Source organism: Pseudarthrobacter sp. KH_020_B (assembly GCF_057840185.1).
The window spans coordinates 2,228,679-2,244,454 of the sequence record NZ_CM174506.1; the positions used below are offsets into that span (position 1 = coordinate 2,228,679).

Sequence of the window (15,776 nt, forward strand, 5' to 3'; positions counted from 1 at the left end):
AAGGATTACCGGGGCCACGGACCGAGCAGGAAGGAGCAGGAGATGTCTGAGTCATTGCAGGGGCTTCATTATCACGCCGGGGAGGACAACACGGCCGCGCGTTCTCCTGAATCCTTTGGCCGCTCACCGGCCGGGGACGAAGGCGCACCGGCGCTGACCTTCAACAGCAATGAGGGGGCGGCGAGGTTCTACCTCGACCAGCTTCTTCAGCAGGACCGCCGTGCAGGCATGCGGTCACTGGTCGAACCTGAGCGGCCGGAGCGCGTTCCCAGCCTGGTGGTCGAGAGTGAGCGGGACCTGCCGGCCTTGGGAACCCATGCTTTGCGCTTTTCGCAGACGTACCGGAACATCCCGATCTTCGGTGCCATGGCACTGGTCGAACTCACGGCGTCGCGGGACCTCGTGAGCGTGAACGGGCAACTCGGTGAAGCCCCTGGGGTAAGTCCCGTCGAATCCCTCAGCCGTGCGGAGGCGCTGGCGAAGGTGGCGGACTTCACGGGAGCGGACATTCCTGCCGATGCCGGCATCGGCGCGAGACTGAACTTCTACAAGAAGGACGACGACGGGTCCTGGCATTTGGCGTGGTTCTTCCATGAGCTCCCCGCTGAGCCGCCTGCGAACGACGACGACGCCGGCGCCGATGACGCGGCCCTGCTTGGCCACGGACTGGGACGGCGGCCGGTCCCGCCCAGCTTCAACTACCTTGTGGACGCACACGACGGCGAGATCCTGTTCTGTTACAGCGCCGCGCCGACTGCGCTCGCGATCCCGGCCCGGTGCACCGGGATCGATGAGAACGATGACCAGCAGGCGTTCTTCGGGGAGTTGGTCGCACCCACGGCTACTACGTGCCGACTGAACGACCCCAGACGCATGGTCCGCACGTACGACCTGCAGTTCGCTGACATCGATGACGATCCTCCCGACCCCGACGTCCCGGTGGAGGCACCGGACAGTGACTATGGGACCACGAACCGGGCCGCCGTTTCCGCTCACGCCAACGCCTCCCGGGTGCTGGACTTCTACAACGTCGTCCTGCAGCGCAAGGGGATCGACGATAACGGGATGGACCTCGTCTCCCTGGTCAACGTCACGGCAGCCAGCATGCAGCCTCCGCCCAGCCTGCTCAACGCCTTCTGGTTCAGGCATCGCATGTGGTACGGGCAAATCAGGCAGAACGGCCGCCTTGTCAGCCTCTCGCGCTTCCTGGATGTCATCGGACATGAGCTCACCCACGGCGTGATCGAAACGACGTCCAGCCTGGTCTACGCCACTCAGTCCGGCGCGCTGAACGAGTCCTTCGCGGACGTTGCCGGGGTCATCATCAAGAACTGGTACGAGGCGCCGGACCGCGCGGATGTAGCAACCTGGGATTGGGAGATCGGCCCGGGGCTCAGGGCGGACGGCCGCCCGCTGCGGGACTTCGCTGACCCGTCCCGCACAGGGCACCCCAAGCACATGGACGACTTCCGTGCCCTGCGCCCCGGCGAGCTGCCCAGCCGATCCAACGACCAGGGCTGGGTCCACTTCAACAGCAACATCCACAACAAGGCGGTGCACAACCTGCTGACCATGGCCAAAGCCGGGGCCAGGGTGTTCAGCGTCGAAGACGTGGCGGTGCTGGCGTATCTGGGCATGGCGCGGTTGACTCCCCGCGCGACGTTCCCTGAGGCACTCCAGGCAGTGGTCGACGTCGGGCAAACGTACTTCGGCGGCGACGTCCGCAAGACGGAGAAGATCGAGGCAATCCGGAAGGCCTACCAGCTTGTCGGCATCACCTAAATCGGATCAGCTAAATCGCGGAGGCCACTGCGTTCTTCACCATTGGATGTCGCCAACACCATTGAGCGGCTCGCGGTCCGCGGCCGCTGAGCGTGCCCTAAACGTATCCGCGGTGCGCAACTTGTCTGCGAACTGCAGCTGTGTGCGCTGTTCCAGTTCGGCCGTGCTGACCTGAAAGGCACGGAACTCGTCGAAGTCGATTGCTTCGAAGGGGTTCAGGTTTTGTGTCAGCAGGAATGCATGGCTCTTGAATTCACCCCGCTCCACATACGCGAGTACCTTCCAATATTCGCGAGGAAGCTGCGTCTCCCGGTACACGCGGTCGTCATCGTGGAAAACCGGTCCACCGAACGCGCTCACCTTAAGATCCTGGACCTCAACATCGGCAAAGACCGTGTCTTCCAGCCGCCCCCACACACCGTCCTTGCTGCTCTGATTAAAGTCATCCATCTGGGGAGTGATGTTGGTGAAAAAGAACGAATCGCTGTTGGCCCTTTCCGCTTCGGCGAGAGGACCCCACAACAGGTCGGCGCGGCGCGCGAGGTGGCCCCGGTCAAGGCGATTGCCGCTGTACAGCTCGTCGCCATTCTGAAACCCGGCGGGGATCCGGGGGTCTTTGACAAAGGGAATGCCGGTACGGCTGATCCTCTTCAGCGTGCCGCCGTCGATGTTCCAGGCGACCCATCGGGCGAATCCCCGTGATTTGCTGAGCGCGAGCGAGAAGTGCGTGTACGGAATGATCTCTGAGCCGTCGAGCCGGACGGTGTCATCCTGCAAGGCATCGTCGATCGTCGGAGGGTCTACCCGTTCGCCCAGGAACTCGGCCGAGTATCCGCCGGTCCCCGCCACGGCCTGCGCGGATATGTCAGTAGTCATTGGATTTCCTTCCGAACTCGTTGGGAACATTGGCGCGGCACCGGTTGGCCGACCACCCCCGAAGGGGACGATAGATCCGCGCCGTTACTGGGGTGTTACCAGTCGGAACCCTGCCAGCATACGCAAACCATTGACAGCCTGCTCCCGACTGCGGAAAGTGGTGTTAAATCTGCTCCAGCATTTGAGGGCCACGCTGGATTTCGGGGGTACCCATGGGCAATGACGGCTATGGTTTTCAGTTGAGGCTGCTTCAATCGTGGCAACTTCGTCGGGATACCGACGTCGTACATGTTGCGGCGCGGCAACAGCGGCTCATTTCTGCGTTGGCCGTGAACGGTCCGCGGCCCAGAAGCTATCTCGTTGGCCTGCTGTGGCCGGACACCCCGGAGACCAAGGCGCTCGAAAGCCTACGCGTGGCCGTGCATCTCATCTCGCGGCAGGTCCCCGGCCTGCTGATCAACGGCGGGACCCAGCTCGCCCTGAGCGAACGTGTCGACGTGGACCTGCACCGGCTCCGCGCCCAGCTCCGGGAGCTGAGCCGGGCTGGACTTAACGGAAATGTCGCGTCATGTCTGGAGCAGTTACGGAACTCCGACTTGCTGCCGGGCTGGTATGACGATTGGGTGCTTTTTGAACAGAGCAGGTTGCAGCAGGACCGGCTCCACGCCTACCACATCATTGCTCGCGAGTCGCTGGCACGTGGTGATTATGAGTCTGCCCTGGAGGCCGCCGAGGCGGCATTGGAACTCGAACCGCTCTATGAAAGCGCCGTTGGGCTGCTCATTCAGGCTGAACGGAGGCGAGGCAACAATGCTGCCGCGCTTCGCGCTTTTGGAAAATACGCGGCGAAACTGAAAGAGGACATGGGCCTGCTGCCATCGGAGACCATTTGGCGCCTCTTTTCGGACCTTTCGTGAGAGTCAGGCCGCAAACGGGCGGAATACACCTAAGCCTCGCGTGAAGCTCCCGGTTGGGCAACGAGCCATTGGCGGACCAGACTCAGGACCTCATCCGGATCGGCAGTGGAGATTGTGCCGGGCTCATCGTCCGGTGCCAGGCTGAAGGTCAGCCTGGCGCGGAAACCTGGCACCTGATCCGGCTCGATCCAGGTGCGGATAACCAGGGCGCCCATCGATGGCATCGCAGGGTCCGAATCATCTCCGGCGGAGATTCCTGATGGAGGATCACCCATCGTCATTGCGCGTCACCCTGCTTTCATTCTGCGGGCACCCATTGGCTGGAAGCCTGTGGAGGCTGCCTTGATCCTGCAGCACCAGCCTCAGAAATCAACCTAGCTTTGCCAAAGGTTTGCTCAAGATCGCCCGTTGCAGGGTTGTGATCCCGGATCAGAAGAGGCCGAGTTCGGCGAACGCGCCCGTGAGTCCTTCCTGCCGCGGGCCCGCAGCGGTGCGGTCCGCAATGGCAAGCACCTCGGGGGCAGATCCTTCGATGGCGACGCCGATCCCGGCGTAGGCGATCATCTCCAGGTCGTTGGCTCCGTCGCCGATCGCAATGGTGTCTTCGCGGGCGATGCCAAGATGCGCGCTGACGGCGGCGACGCCGTCGGCCTTGCTGATTCCGCGCTGGAACAGTTCACCCGCGTGCCGCCCTTCGTCCGCGACAGAGTTGGCGACGACGGCAATGTCACTGCCGATCTCCTTCACCAGCAACTCCATGGCGACGGGGGAGTCAAACACGGAGACCTTGGCGAAGGGTACGGCCGCGCGGTCCGCCGTTTGGCGTACCGCGTCGAGGATGGCGGACGAGCCGACGGGGCCTCCCGGTGCCTGACTGAAATGGGCGTCGATAATGGCCCGCAATCGGTCCGCCGCCGCCGGTGAAACGTGCAGGGCCTCCTGCGCCTCGAGGATATACACGGCGTCGTGTGCGTCCAGCGCTGCAACCGTTCTGGCCGCGAGGTCTGCCGGGAAGCGCCGGTCCACGAGTACGGTCCCGGACACCTCCACGTAGGCTCCGGCGCTGGCCACCAGGCCGTCGAAGCCCGCACCGAGAATGCTCGCGGGCAGCATGGATACGGGGCGGCCGGTGCACAACAGGACCCGGTGGCCGGCCGCCCGCGCCGCGCGTACTGCCCGCACATGACCCTCGGGGACAACGCCATAGTCGGCGTAGGTCCCGTCCACGTCGAGGAAGACAGCCCGGGCAGTTTTGGCGGCAGTTGGCTTTGCACTCATGATCTGAGACCTTACCGAAGTAACTCCGCCACGCCTCAAACGGGACGACTCCGGGAGGACGAGGCAATGGACGCCGCCAGCATCCTCCCGCTGAGGAGGCCCTGGACAAGCTGGTAACCAAAGGATCTAGGGGATTTCCTTCTGCCGGGTTGGCGTCCCCGACGGCTTGCGTTGATGCTGCCGGAGTGCGAGCAGCGGAAACAGGAGTACCGAGAGCATTCCCGCTCCTACGAGCGCGGATGAGATTCCGCTTGAGATCAGCCCCTCGTTCCGGCCAATGGCTGTCACCGCCACGATAATCGGCAATCCCGTTGCGCCGAAAAGGATGATGGCCCGTTTGTCGGCAGGAGTGGAGTTGCGGGGAGCGGCGAGCAACGACGGGAGGCCGCGGATGATGAGCAGGAGGAGCAGGAACAGGGGGACCAGCGCGAGGGCGGCCGGGCTGGCGGTGAGCGCGCGCAGGTCGAAGTCGATGCCGGTGTCGATAAAGAAGATCGGCACAAGGAATCCGAATGCGATGGCGTCGATTTTCGCCTCGATGACCTTCCGGTCCTGTTCGGGAGCGCGCGCGATGGCCACCTTCCAGAGGACTCCGGCGGCGAATGCTCCCAGCAGCATGTCGAGTCCCAGCACCATGCTGAGCACCACAAGCACGGTAAGGATGAACATGATGGACCGGACGGCGAACTGGCCGCTGGTGTGGAGGGTCCTGGTGACCTGGGAGTGGAGCAGTGAGTGCCGGGCCCGCGAGGCGAGATAAATCGCCAGGCCGGTCAGGAGAACAAACCCGAGAAGTACTGCGGTTGCCGGTCCCAACTGCCTGCCGCTGAAGAACAGCGAGATCGCAACGAGCGGACCAAACTCCCCGGCCGCCCCCAGGGCGGTGACGGCGATGCCGATCGGGGATTTCGATTCGCCGGCGTCGCGAAGGATGGGCAGCAGCGCGCCCAGAGCCGTGGAGCAGAGGGCGACGCCGATAATCACGGCAGCTTCCGGTGTGGGTGCCAGGACCAGGCCGGCGCCGATGCCTGCCGCCAATGAGATGACCCAGCCGGCAGACGCACGGTTGGCGGGCCGCCCGCGGATCAGGGCGAAATCAATTTCGTGGCCGGCAACAAAGAAGAGCATGGCCAGCCCGAACTGGGCCAGCGTATCCGTGAACTCGGCGGGTTGGATCCACCCCAGCAGGCTGGGGCCGAGCATGATTCCGAGGACAATTTCGAAGACCACGATCGGCACCCTGACCACCCGCTCCAGGGAGCGGGCCGCAAGGGGCGCTGCGATGGCCAGTAAGGCGATCAGAACCAATGACGTGGACAAGCCCTGCATCAGCGGTACCTCGCCGGGCGCCCCGGCCACTGTTTGCCGGCCCAGGGGTCGTAGTCGGCGACGAGTTCCTCGTGCGGCGGACGTTCCGCTTCGGGGACGTGCTGCAGGTTCACCCGCACCCGGTACCAGAGTGAGCTTGATCCGCGCATTCCGTCGATGAGCACATCGGCGGGATGCAGGGCAGGGACGACGTCGGCATGCTGGGTCTTCCACTCGTCGAGCGCCGCCAGTGCCTCGGGCTTGGTCCGGGTGCGGGCCACCTCGATGAGAGGCATCAGCGACTGCCGGCGGCCGGCGCCGTCGCCGATGCGCGGCGGCTTCTCGGCGGGGCCGAGCTCGGCCGCCAGTGCGAGGAGCCCGTCGAGTGTGCCCACCGCGTCGTCGATGCCGGCGTGGGGGTCGCCCATGTCAGCAAAGCGCTGGGGCACCGTGCGCACGTTGAACTGTTCCGGCCGGATGGAGCGGACCTCGTCCCAGGTGAGCGGCGTCGAGACCCGGGCGTCGGGGAGGGGCCGGATGGAGTACGCCGATGCCACGGTGCGGTCCTTGGCGTTCTGGTTGAAGTCGACGAATACACTCTCACCGCGCTCCTCCTTCCACCACCGCGCGGTGGCAAGTCCCGGAGCGCGGTTCTCGACCTCGCGGGCGAGGGTCTCCGCGGCGAGCCGCACGTCGCGGTATGACCACTGCGGCGCGATGCGCACCAGGATATGGAGCCCACGCGACCCGCTCGTCTTGGGCCACCCCACGAGCCCGACGTCGTCGAGCACCTCCCGCGCGACATACGCGACGTCGACGATCTGGGACCAGCCGACGCCCGGCATCGGATCGAGGTCCACCCGGAGCTCGTCCGGATGCTCAAGGTCCTCGGCACGCACGGGATGCGGGTTGAGGTCGAGGCAGCCAAGATTCACCACCCACGCCAGACCCGCAGCATCCCGGATGACCGCCTCCTCAGCCGACGTCCCCGACGCGTAGTGCAGCGTCGTTGTGTCGATGAAGTCCGGGTGGTTTTCAGGCACGCGCTTCTGAAAGAACGGCTCAGCGTCGATGCCCTTCGGGAAGCGCTTGAGCACCATGGGCCGGCCGCCGGCGCCGCGCAGCGCACCATCCGCGACGGCGAGGTAGTAACGCACCAGGTCGAGTTTCGTCAGCCCGGGCTCGGGGAACACCACCTTGTCCGGACTCGAGATGCGCACCTCGGTGCCGGCAATGTTGAGGATCTCGGCCGGGGTCTTCGACGGGCTCATTCCGCCACGCTAGCAACGATCGGATGTTCCAACCAGACCGGCTGCACGGCAACCGTAATTGCCCCAAGAAGGAGTGAGGTCTTGAATAATGCGTTAGTGGCGACTAACGTATTAATTGTGTTGGATGCCTTGGAGATTGCTGCGGAGCCAAACCGGCGCCGGTTGCTGCAACTGCTGGCTCAGCGCGAACAGTCGGTGGGGGAGTTGGCCGCTCACTTCACCGTCAGCCGTTCCGCCGTCTCCCAGCATCTGCTCCTGCTCGAGCAGGCCGGCTTGGTGGCCGCGCGGAAAGAGGGCAGGAACAGGTACTACAGGTTGGATCCCCAGGGCATGGGCCGGCTCCGCCAACTGGTTGAACAGTTCTGGGCCGACGAGCTGGACCTGTTGGCTTCCGATGCAGCCACGCTGGCCGGACAGCGTGGCGGACCCATGCAACACCACACGACCGAGCCGAACATTCCGCTTCAACATAAAGGACCGCTCCCATGAGCTTCGATAAAACCATTCACTTGCCCGTCGGCACCGACGAGGCATTTGCCCTCATTACCGAGCCGGAGCGGCTGCGGCGCTGGAAGACCGTGGCGGCGAGGGTGGACCTTCGGGTCGGCGGCGAGTACCGCTGGACCATCACGCCCGGGCACCACGCCGCAGGAACGTTCCAGGAGATCGAACCCGGAAAACGCATCGTCTTCACGTGGGGCTGGGAGTCGGGGATGGACCTCCCGCCCGGGGCGTCCACCGTGACCATCACGCTGGAGCCCGACGCCGGCGGCACCTCGCTGCGGCTCGTCCACGAGGGGCTCACCCCCGACCAGGCCGCGGCCCACGCTGAGGGCTGGAACCACTACCTGGGCCGCCTGGTCGCGGAAACCTCGTCGGCGGCCGGTGTCGGTCCGGACGAGTGGTCCGCCGCCCCGGATCCCATCGACCACCTCAGCTCCGCGGATGCATCGCTGGCAGTGCTCTTGGGTGTGCTGCGCAAGCTCACCCCGGCCGACCGCGACAAACCCACGCCCTGTGAGGATTTCTCGGCCCACGAACTCCTCGAGCACTTGGCCGGTTCCCTGAAAAGCATCGGCGGCGCCCTCGGTGCAGACGTCACCGACCGTGCTGAGGCGGCCCCCGAGGCCCGCATCGCTGAACTCGCCCAGCCCACCCTGGAAGCGTTCGCCCGCCGCGGCCTCGATGGCACCGTCGACATGGGTTTCGCGGAGCTCCCCGCGACCGTTGTGGCCGGCATCCTGAACCTGGAACTGCTGGTCCACGCATGGGACTTCGCGAAAGCTGCCGGCCAGGAGCTGACGGTGTCTGAGGTCGTCACGGACTATGTCGAGGGCCTCGCCGTGGCCACAATCTCTGACCAGGTCCGGTCCGGCGGCAGCTTCGCCCCGGCTCAGTCGGTGGCCGAGGCCGCAGGCAGCCTCGAGCGCCTCATCGCTTTCACGGGCCGGACCGCCGGCGTCTGATCGCTTACCCACCACAAAACAACTAGAAAGCAGGGAACGAAATGTCTAAGTTCGTCTTTATCTACCACGCGCCCATGACTCCCGCGGAGGCCACGCCGGCGTCGCCCGAGGACATGGAAGCAGTCATGGGGGACTGGAATGCCTGGGCCGCCAAAGTCGGCGACGGCCTGGTTGACTTCGGCACGCCGCTGGCCAACGGTGTCCGTGTTTCGCCTGGTGGGGCCACGGCTCCCAGCCAGCGTGAGGTCGCGGGATACAGCATCATCGAGGCCGACAACCTCGACGCTGCCGTCGAACTGGCCAAAGTGCACCCCCACCTCAATATGCCCGGCGGATGCGAAATCGAAGTTCACGAAGGCCAGGAAATCCCCGGAATGTAGGTGCGCTCCGGTCCGGCCGCAGCAGGTAGTCCGTCGCTGCTCCACAGCAGCGGCGGGCTGCCGCTGCGTCGTCCCATCGGATGGGGTGGCATCACGGCTAGACTCTGATCGGACGGCCCCGACGGCCATCAGCAATGGGCACATACCGAATGAGGAGTCGCGATGGCCGGCGGCAGCCGCGAGCCCGGACGCACCGTAACGTCGAAGGTGCTGGCAATCCTGGAGGCCTTCGAAAAGTCCCGCGGCGCCCTGAGCCTGACGGATATCGCCGAGAAATCCGGGCTGCCCCTGAGTACCACCCACCGGCTGGTCAACGAGCTGACGGACTGGGGCTTCCTGACGCGCGAATCGAACGGCCGGTACCAGTTGGGCATCCGGCTCTGGGAGCTCGCGCAGAACACCGGACGGCAACTGCGCGATGCTGCCCGTCCCTACGTCCAGGACCTCTTCTCCCTCACCGGCGAGACTGCCCACCTGGCCATCCGAACGGGGAATGAAGTCCTCTACATAGACAGGGTCTACGGATCCAAGCGGGTCCCCCGGGCATCCCGGGTAGGAGGCAGGCTGCCGATGCACGCCACCGCCGTCGGGAAGGTCATCCTCGCCTTCGAAGACGACTGGGTCCGGGACGCCTACTTGAACCGGGAGTTGGAGCGGCCCACCGCCCACACCCACGTTGACACCCGGCGGCTCGCCGCCGAGCTGGACCAGATCCGTGAGCAGGGCTACGCCACCACCCTGGAGGAAGTGCGGCTGGGCTCGTGTTCCATCGCGGTTCCCGTGTTCCACACCGGCAGGATCGGCGGCTCGATTGGCCTGGTGCTGCCCACCTCCCACGCGGCCACAATGACCAGGCACCTCCCCGTCCTCAAGGGAATTTCCGCACAGATCGAACGGGCCACCGCGTGGATCCCGCTGGAAACGCTGATCGGTGTGCACCGCGGCGCCCGGGACTGATACTGCTTTCCACTGAGTGGAAGTTTCCACTATCGCGGTCCGGTGATGTGGAACACACTGGTCACTAAGAACCCCCGCCACCGTGACGGCGCCGGGCGGAACCAAAGTCACCAGGAGTCAAGATGTCATCGTCGACAGAAACGGCCGGCCGCTGTCCCTTTGGGTACGGCGCCGAAGCCCCCGCCGGGCACCATGGCTATGAGCCTTTCCAGATGAAGGACCCCTTCACCGCCTACGCCGAGCTCCGGGCCGAGCAGCCCATTATGTTCGACGAGCGCGTGGGCCTGTACGTCGTTTCCCGGTATGACGACATCAAGGCGGTGTTCGAGGACTGGGAGACCTTCTCCAGCCAGAACGCCCAGGCTCCCGTCCGTGAACGCGGCGCCGCAGCGAAGAAGATCATGGAAGACGGCGGCTTCACGGCCTACTCAGGCCTGTCCGCCCGCCGCCCGCCGGAGCACACCCGGATCCGTGCGGTAGTGCAGAAGGCATTCACGCCCCGCCGCTACAAGGCGCTGGAACCCTTCATCCGGCAGAACGTCACAGAACTCGTCGAGAAGATGCTGGCCCGGCCGGAACGCCGCGGCGACCTGGTCAAGGACCTGGCCTACGACGTCCCCACCATCACCATCCTCACGCTGATCGGCGCGGACGTTTCCCAGGTGGACACGTTCAAGCGCTGGAGCGATTCCCGCGCCGCCATGACCTGGGGCGACCTGAGTGATGAGGAGCAGGTCCCGCACGCCCACAACCTGGTGGAGTACTGGCAGGAATGCCTGCGCCTGGTGAAGGTGGCGCACGAACAGGGCGGCGACAACCTCACCGGCGACCTCGTGAAAGCGCAGCAGGACGGCGCGGAAATCTCCGACCACGAGATCGCCTCCGTCCTCTACAGCCTGCTCTTCGCCGGCCACGAAACCACCACCACGCTGATCTCCAACGCCCTGCGCGAGCTCCTCGCCCGCCCCGAACAGTGGCAGCAGCTGGTCGAGGAACCCAAGAAGATCCCCGCCGCCATCGACGAGGTCCTCCGCTACGCCGGCTCCATTGTCGGCTGGCGCCGCAAGGCCCTCAAGGACACCGAGGTGGGCGGCGTGGCCATCGAGGAAGGTTCCCAGCTCCTGCTCCTGATGGGCTCCGCCAACCGCGACGACAGCAAGTTCGCCGCCGGGGACGACTTCGACATCTCCCGGCCCAACGCCCGCGAGCACCTCTCGTTCGGATTCGGAATCCACTACTGCCTGGGCAACATGCTCGCCAAGCTCCAGGCCAAAATCGCGCTCGAGGAAGTGGCCCGGCTCGCCCCGGAGCTGCGGCTGGAGGATCCGGACGGCATCGCCTTCCGCGAAAACCTCTCCTTCCGCGTCCCCGAGACCGTCCCTGTCAGCTGGAAGGCCTAAGCACCATGCAAAGCAACGATTATGTCCAGTTTTTCGACGGCGGCATCGAACCGAAGCTTGAAAACCTCGGCGGCAAGGGCGCGTCCCTGGTCACCATGACCTCCGCCGGCATGCCCGTCCCGCCCGGCTTTGTGGTCACCACCGCCCAGTTCAATGTGTTCATGGACGAAGCTGGGATCACCGGGAAAATCAACCAGCTGCTGGCCGGCCTCGACCCCGAAGACATCAGCCAGGTGGACAAGGTCTCCGCGGCCATCCGCGAGGACATCTGCTCCCGGCCCGTGCCGCAGGCAATGCGCGAGTTCACGGTGGGCGCCTACGAATCCCTCATGGCGCGCTTCGACGCACCGGTGCCGGTGGCGGTACGGTCTAGCGCCACAGCCGAGGACCTGCCGGACGCCTCCTTCGCCGGCCAGCAGGATACGTATCTCTGGCTCGACGGCGTCAAGTCAGTCACCGAGCACATCCGCCAGTGCTGGGCCTCGCTCTTCACCTCCAGGGCCATCATCTACCGGCTCAAGAACAGCATCCCCAACGAAGGCCTCTCCATGGCCGTGGTGGTGCAGAAGATGGTCAACTCCCGCGTGTCCGGCGTCGCCATCACCATGGATCCCACCAACGGGGACCGCTCCAAGATCACCATCGACTCCTCCTACGGGGTGGGCGAGATGGTGGTCTCGGGCCAGGTCACGCCGGACAACATCGTCCTGGACAAGGTCACGCTCGCCGTCGTCGCCGACCACCTGGGCGCCAAGCACGCCGAACTGGTCCCCGCCCCCGGCGCCAAGCGACTGGTGGAACGCGAGGTCGACGCCGAACGCCGCGGCCGCCGCAGCCTCACCGACGCGGAACTCACCGCCGTCGCCCAGATGGCCAAGCGGGCCGAGAAGCATTACAAGTGCCCGCAGGACATCGAATGGGCCTTCGATGCGGACCTGCCGGACGGCGAAAACCTGCTGTTGCTCCAGTCCCGACCGGAAACGGTGCATTCCTCCAAACCGGCACCCCAGACCGCCCCGCAGCCCGTCATCTCCGGCGGCTTCTTCAGCGGACTCAGCACCCCGGCGCTCAAGCCGTCCGCCTAACACCCCACTCGTAAGGCCCCACCAAGGCTCACTGCCGAGCCCTCCTGAAAGGACCGCCATGTCCCTGAAGTCCTTCCCCAAACCCTCCGAGCTCGCGGTCCCCGCCGGCGCCGAAGGGTGGGAAAAGATCTACCCGTATTACCTGGTGTTCCAGGACAAGCTCAAGGAGCAGGAAGACGCCAAGTTCTGGTTCTGCGACAGCCAGCACTGGCCCACGGTCTTCAAGCCGTTTGAGACCATCGGCGGCGAATTCGCGGTCAAGTGCCTGGGCCAGTACAACGCCCGCCACCTGATGATCCCCAACGCCAACGGCATCGAGTTCCGCATCCACCTGGGCTACCTCTACATGTCGCCCATCCCGGTGCCGGAAGACCAGATCGCCGCCCGCGTGCCCCTGTTCGAGCAGCGGGTGGGCCACTACTTCCAGAACTGGGAGCAGCTGCTCAAGGAGTGGCACGTCAAGGTCAAGGGCACCATCGCCGAGATGGAAACCATCTCCTTCCCGAAGCTCCCGGAGCTGGTCCCCATGGAGGACATCACCTCCGGCAAGGGCAAGGACGGTTCCGAGAAGCTGCTGGAAAGCTATGACCGCCTCATCCAGTTGGCGTACCAGAACTGGCAGTACCACTTCGAGTTCCTGAACCTGGGCTACATCGCCTACCTGGACTTCTTCAACTTCTGCAAGCAGGTTTTCCCCAACGTTCCGGACCAGTCGATCGCCACCATGGTGCAGGGCGTGGACATGGAACTCTTCCGCCCGGATGACGAGCTCAAGCAGCTGGCGAAGCTCGCCGTCGAGCTCGGGCTCCAGACTCGTTTCAGCAACACGGACGACGTCGATGCCACCCTGGGTGCCATCGCCGCCGCTCCGGGAGGGGGACGCTGGATCGCCCAGTACGAAGGTGCCAAGGATCCGTGGTTCAACTTCACCGTGGGCAACGGCTTCTATGGCCACGACAAGTACTGGAACGAGCACCAGGAAATCCCGCTGGGCTACATCGCGGATTACATCCGCCGCGTGGACGAGGGCCAGGAAATCATGCGGCCCGTGGAGGCGCTCATCGCCGAACGCGACCGGATCATCGAGGAATACCGCGACCTGCTCGAAAGTGACAACCAAGCCATCTTCGATGCCAAGCGTGGCCTCGCCGCCACCGCCTACCCGTACGTGGAGAACCACAACTTCTACATCGAGCACTGGACCATGGGCGTCTTCTGGCGCAAGATCCGTGAACTTTCCCGCATGATGCAGGCGGAGGGCTTCTGGACCGAGCCCAATGACCTGCTGTACCTGGGCCGCAACGAGGTCCGCGACGCGCTCTTTGACCTGGTGACCGGCTGGGGCGTCGGCGCCAAGCCTATCGGCCCGGACTTCTGGCCCGAGGAAATCGAACGCCGCCGCGGCATCGTCGATGCACTCAAGACTGCCCGCCCCGCACCGGCCCTGAACACCCCGCCGGAGTCCATTACCGAACCCTTCACCCGGATGCTCTGGGGCATCACCACCGAGCAGGTCCAGCAGTGGCTGGGTGCTGGCGAAGAGGTGGCAGGCGGCGGCCTCCGTGGCATGGCCGCATCGCCCGGCGTGGTGGAAGGACTGGCCCGCGTAGTGACCGACGCCGATCAGCTCTCCGAGGTGCAGCAGGGCGAGATCCTCGTGGCAACCGTCACCGCACCGTCCTGGGGCCCTATTTTCGGCAAGATCAGGGCCACGGTCACGGACATCGGCGGCATGATGAGCCACGCCGCGATTGTTTGCCGCGAATACGGGCTTCCTGCCGTCACGGGGACAGGCTCCGCGTCCACCACCATCAAGACCGGCCAGCGGCTCCGGGTGGACGGCACCAAGGGTACGGTGCAGATCCTCGACGCCGAGACTCCCGACGACCTGCTCGTCACCGGCCCCGGCGCCCACAGCCACAGCCATGTCTGACCAGACCGGGCCTGCAGCGCCGAACGCAGCAGGGAAAACCGTCCTGATCACCGGCGCGGCGGGCGGGCTGGGCCGGGCGTTTGCGCTCGGCTTCGCCAGCCGCGGCTACCGGGTGGCGGTGGCCGACATCAACTTTGAGGGTGCCGAGCAGACCGCCAAGCTGGTCCGCGAGGCCGGTGCCGAAGCGGCTGCTTTCGTCGCGGACGTCACCAGTGTGGACTCCACGGAGGACCTCGCGAAAAGCTGCGCCGAGTTCGGGAACGGCAGCATCGACGTCGTCCTTAACAACGCCGCCGTGTACGCGGGGGTGACCCGCAGCCCGTTCGAGGACATCGATCCGGCCGAATGGGACCTGGTGATGAACGTGAACCTCAAGGGCCCCTGGCTGGTGACCCGCGCGGCGAGCCCCTACCTGCGCGAGGGCGGCCGCGTCATCAACCTCTCCAGCGCCACCATTTTCAGCGGCTCGGAACAGTGGCTGCACTACGTTGCCTCCAAGGGCGGCGTGGTGGCACTGACCCGGGTCATGGCCAAGGAACTGGGGCGGCGGGGGATCACGGTCAACGCGATCGCCCCCGGCTTCACCCTCACCGAGGCCAGCTACGGGCTGATGGAAAACGCCGAGAACTACGGCGTGGACCGCGGCGCCATCAAACGGGCCAGCCAGCCCGAGGACATCGTGGGTGCCGCGCTGTTCCTCGCCGGGCCGGACAGTTCCTACTACACCGGCCAGACCATGGTGGTCGACGGCGGCCGGCAGTTCATCTGATACTTCATCCAACTTCAATCCAAGGAGGACCAATGCCAACGGTTCACTTTACCGACGCCGAGGGCGCTGTCCGCGACGTCCAGGGCAACGCGGGCGACTCGGTCATGGAAACCGCCGTGCGCAACGGCGTCCCCGGCATCGTGGCCGAGTGCGGCGGCTCGCTGTCCTGCGCCACCTGCCACGTTTTTGTCCGGGAAGACTGCGCTTCGCAGCTCCCGCCCATGGAGGACATGGAGGACGAGATGCTCTACGGCACCGCGGTGGACCGTGAAGGCACCTCCCGGCTGTCCTGCCAGCTGCGCCTGACGGACGGGCTCGAACTGTTCGTCACCACCCCGGAAACTCAGGTGTAGC

Annotated in this window: 16 protein-coding genes; 11 read left to right on the forward strand and 5 right to left on the reverse strand. The window is 65.3% G+C overall.

Annotated features, from left to right (window positions below; translation table 11 throughout):
• The first annotated feature begins 42 nt into the window (after positions 1-42).
• The gene (locus AC3IT0_RS10225; protein WP_489323569.1) at positions 43-1,782 is read left to right on the forward strand and encodes a M4 family metallopeptidase; all 1,740 of its coding nucleotides are present in this window, start codon (positions 43-45) and stop codon (positions 1,780-1,782) included.
• Between the two features lie 36 nt (positions 1,783-1,818).
• Here AC3IT0_RS10225 and AC3IT0_RS10230 read toward each other — a convergent pair whose 3' ends face one another.
• A complete protein-coding gene (locus AC3IT0_RS10230) occupies positions 1,819-2,658 on the reverse strand; it encodes a DNA/RNA non-specific endonuclease (RefSeq protein ID WP_489323570.1) in 840 nt (279 codons plus the stop codon).
• Positions 2,659-2,870: 212 nt separating this feature from the next.
• On the opposite strand from AC3IT0_RS10230, the gene AC3IT0_RS10235 reads away from it, so the two are divergent.
• Positions 2,871-3,575, forward strand: coding sequence for an AfsR/SARP family transcriptional regulator (locus AC3IT0_RS10235; RefSeq protein WP_489323571.1), 705 nt, complete (start codon positions 2,871-2,873; stop codon positions 3,573-3,575).
• Between the two features lie 29 nt (positions 3,576-3,604).
• Here the strand turns inward: AC3IT0_RS10235 and AC3IT0_RS10240 are convergent, their stop codons facing one another.
• The 4 genes from AC3IT0_RS10240 to ligD all read right to left on the reverse strand — a co-directional run bounded on the left by AC3IT0_RS10240 (position 3,605) and on the right by ligD (position 7,432).
• Positions 3,605-3,856, reverse strand: a complete 252-nt coding sequence (locus AC3IT0_RS10240) for a hypothetical protein (protein ID WP_489323572.1) — start codon at positions 3,854-3,856, stop codon at positions 3,605-3,607.
• Between the two features lie 148 nt (positions 3,857-4,004).
• Entirely contained in the window at positions 4,005-4,853 is an 849-nt protein-coding gene (locus tag AC3IT0_RS10245) for an HAD-IIB family hydrolase (protein ID WP_489323573.1), read from the reverse strand.
• Positions 4,854-4,979: 126 nt separating this feature from the next.
• A complete protein-coding gene (locus tag AC3IT0_RS10250; RefSeq protein WP_489323574.1) occupies positions 4,980-6,182 on the reverse strand; it encodes a cation:proton antiporter in 1,203 nt (400 codons plus the stop codon).
• On the reverse strand, positions 6,182-7,432 hold the full coding sequence (ligD, locus tag AC3IT0_RS10255) for a non-homologous end-joining DNA ligase (RefSeq protein WP_489323575.1): 1,251 nt from the start codon (positions 7,430-7,432) through the stop codon (positions 6,182-6,184). Before ligD ends, AC3IT0_RS10250 begins: the two co-directional genes overlap by 1 nt.
• Before the next feature lie 96 nt (positions 7,433-7,528).
• On the opposite strand from ligD, the gene AC3IT0_RS10260 reads away from it, so the two are divergent.
• The 9 genes from AC3IT0_RS10260 to AC3IT0_RS10300 all read left to right on the forward strand — a co-directional run bounded on the left by AC3IT0_RS10260 (position 7,529) and on the right by AC3IT0_RS10300 (position 15,775).
• On the forward strand, positions 7,529-7,921 hold the full coding sequence (locus AC3IT0_RS10260; RefSeq protein WP_489323576.1) for an ArsR/SmtB family transcription factor: 393 nt from the start codon (positions 7,529-7,531) through the stop codon (positions 7,919-7,921).
• Positions 7,918-8,898 carry a TIGR03086 family metal-binding protein gene (locus AC3IT0_RS10265; protein ID WP_489323577.1) on the forward strand — a complete coding sequence of 327 codons (981 nt, stop codon included), beginning with the start codon at positions 7,918-7,920 and terminating at the stop codon, positions 8,896-8,898. The genes AC3IT0_RS10260 and AC3IT0_RS10265 overlap by 4 nt, the downstream gene beginning before the upstream one ends.
• 41 nt (positions 8,899-8,939) lie before the next feature.
• Positions 8,940-9,278: a YciI family protein gene (locus AC3IT0_RS10270; RefSeq protein WP_489323578.1), complete on the forward strand. Its 339-nt coding sequence runs from the start codon at positions 8,940-8,942 to the stop codon at positions 9,276-9,278.
• 162 nt (positions 9,279-9,440) lie between these two features.
• On the forward strand, positions 9,441-10,235 hold the full coding sequence (locus tag AC3IT0_RS10275) for an IclR family transcriptional regulator (protein WP_489323579.1): 795 nt from the start codon (positions 9,441-9,443) through the stop codon (positions 10,233-10,235).
• A gap of 122 nt (positions 10,236-10,357) precedes the next feature.
• On the forward strand, positions 10,358-11,635 hold the full coding sequence (locus tag AC3IT0_RS10280) for a cytochrome P450 (protein ID WP_489323580.1): 1,278 nt from the start codon (positions 10,358-10,360) through the stop codon (positions 11,633-11,635).
• Positions 11,636-11,640: 5 nt separating this feature from the next.
• Positions 11,641-12,720 carry a PEP/pyruvate-binding domain-containing protein gene (locus tag AC3IT0_RS10285; RefSeq protein ID WP_489323581.1) on the forward strand — a complete coding sequence of 360 codons (1,080 nt, stop codon included), beginning with the start codon at positions 11,641-11,643 and terminating at the stop codon, positions 12,718-12,720.
• A 58-nt stretch (positions 12,721-12,778) separates the two neighbouring features.
• Positions 12,779-14,653: a PEP-utilizing enzyme gene (locus tag AC3IT0_RS10290; protein WP_489323582.1), complete on the forward strand. Its 1,875-nt coding sequence runs from the start codon at positions 12,779-12,781 to the stop codon at positions 14,651-14,653.
• On the forward strand, positions 14,646-15,422 hold the full coding sequence (locus tag AC3IT0_RS10295) for an SDR family NAD(P)-dependent oxidoreductase (RefSeq protein ID WP_489323583.1): 777 nt from the start codon (positions 14,646-14,648) through the stop codon (positions 15,420-15,422). Before AC3IT0_RS10290 ends, AC3IT0_RS10295 begins: the two co-directional genes overlap by 8 nt.
• A gap of 32 nt (positions 15,423-15,454) precedes the next feature.
• Positions 15,455-15,775 carry a 2Fe-2S iron-sulfur cluster-binding protein gene (locus AC3IT0_RS10300; RefSeq protein ID WP_489323584.1) on the forward strand — a complete coding sequence of 107 codons (321 nt, stop codon included), beginning with the start codon at positions 15,455-15,457 and terminating at the stop codon, positions 15,773-15,775.
• The last annotated feature ends 1 nt before the right edge of the window (position 15,776 follow it).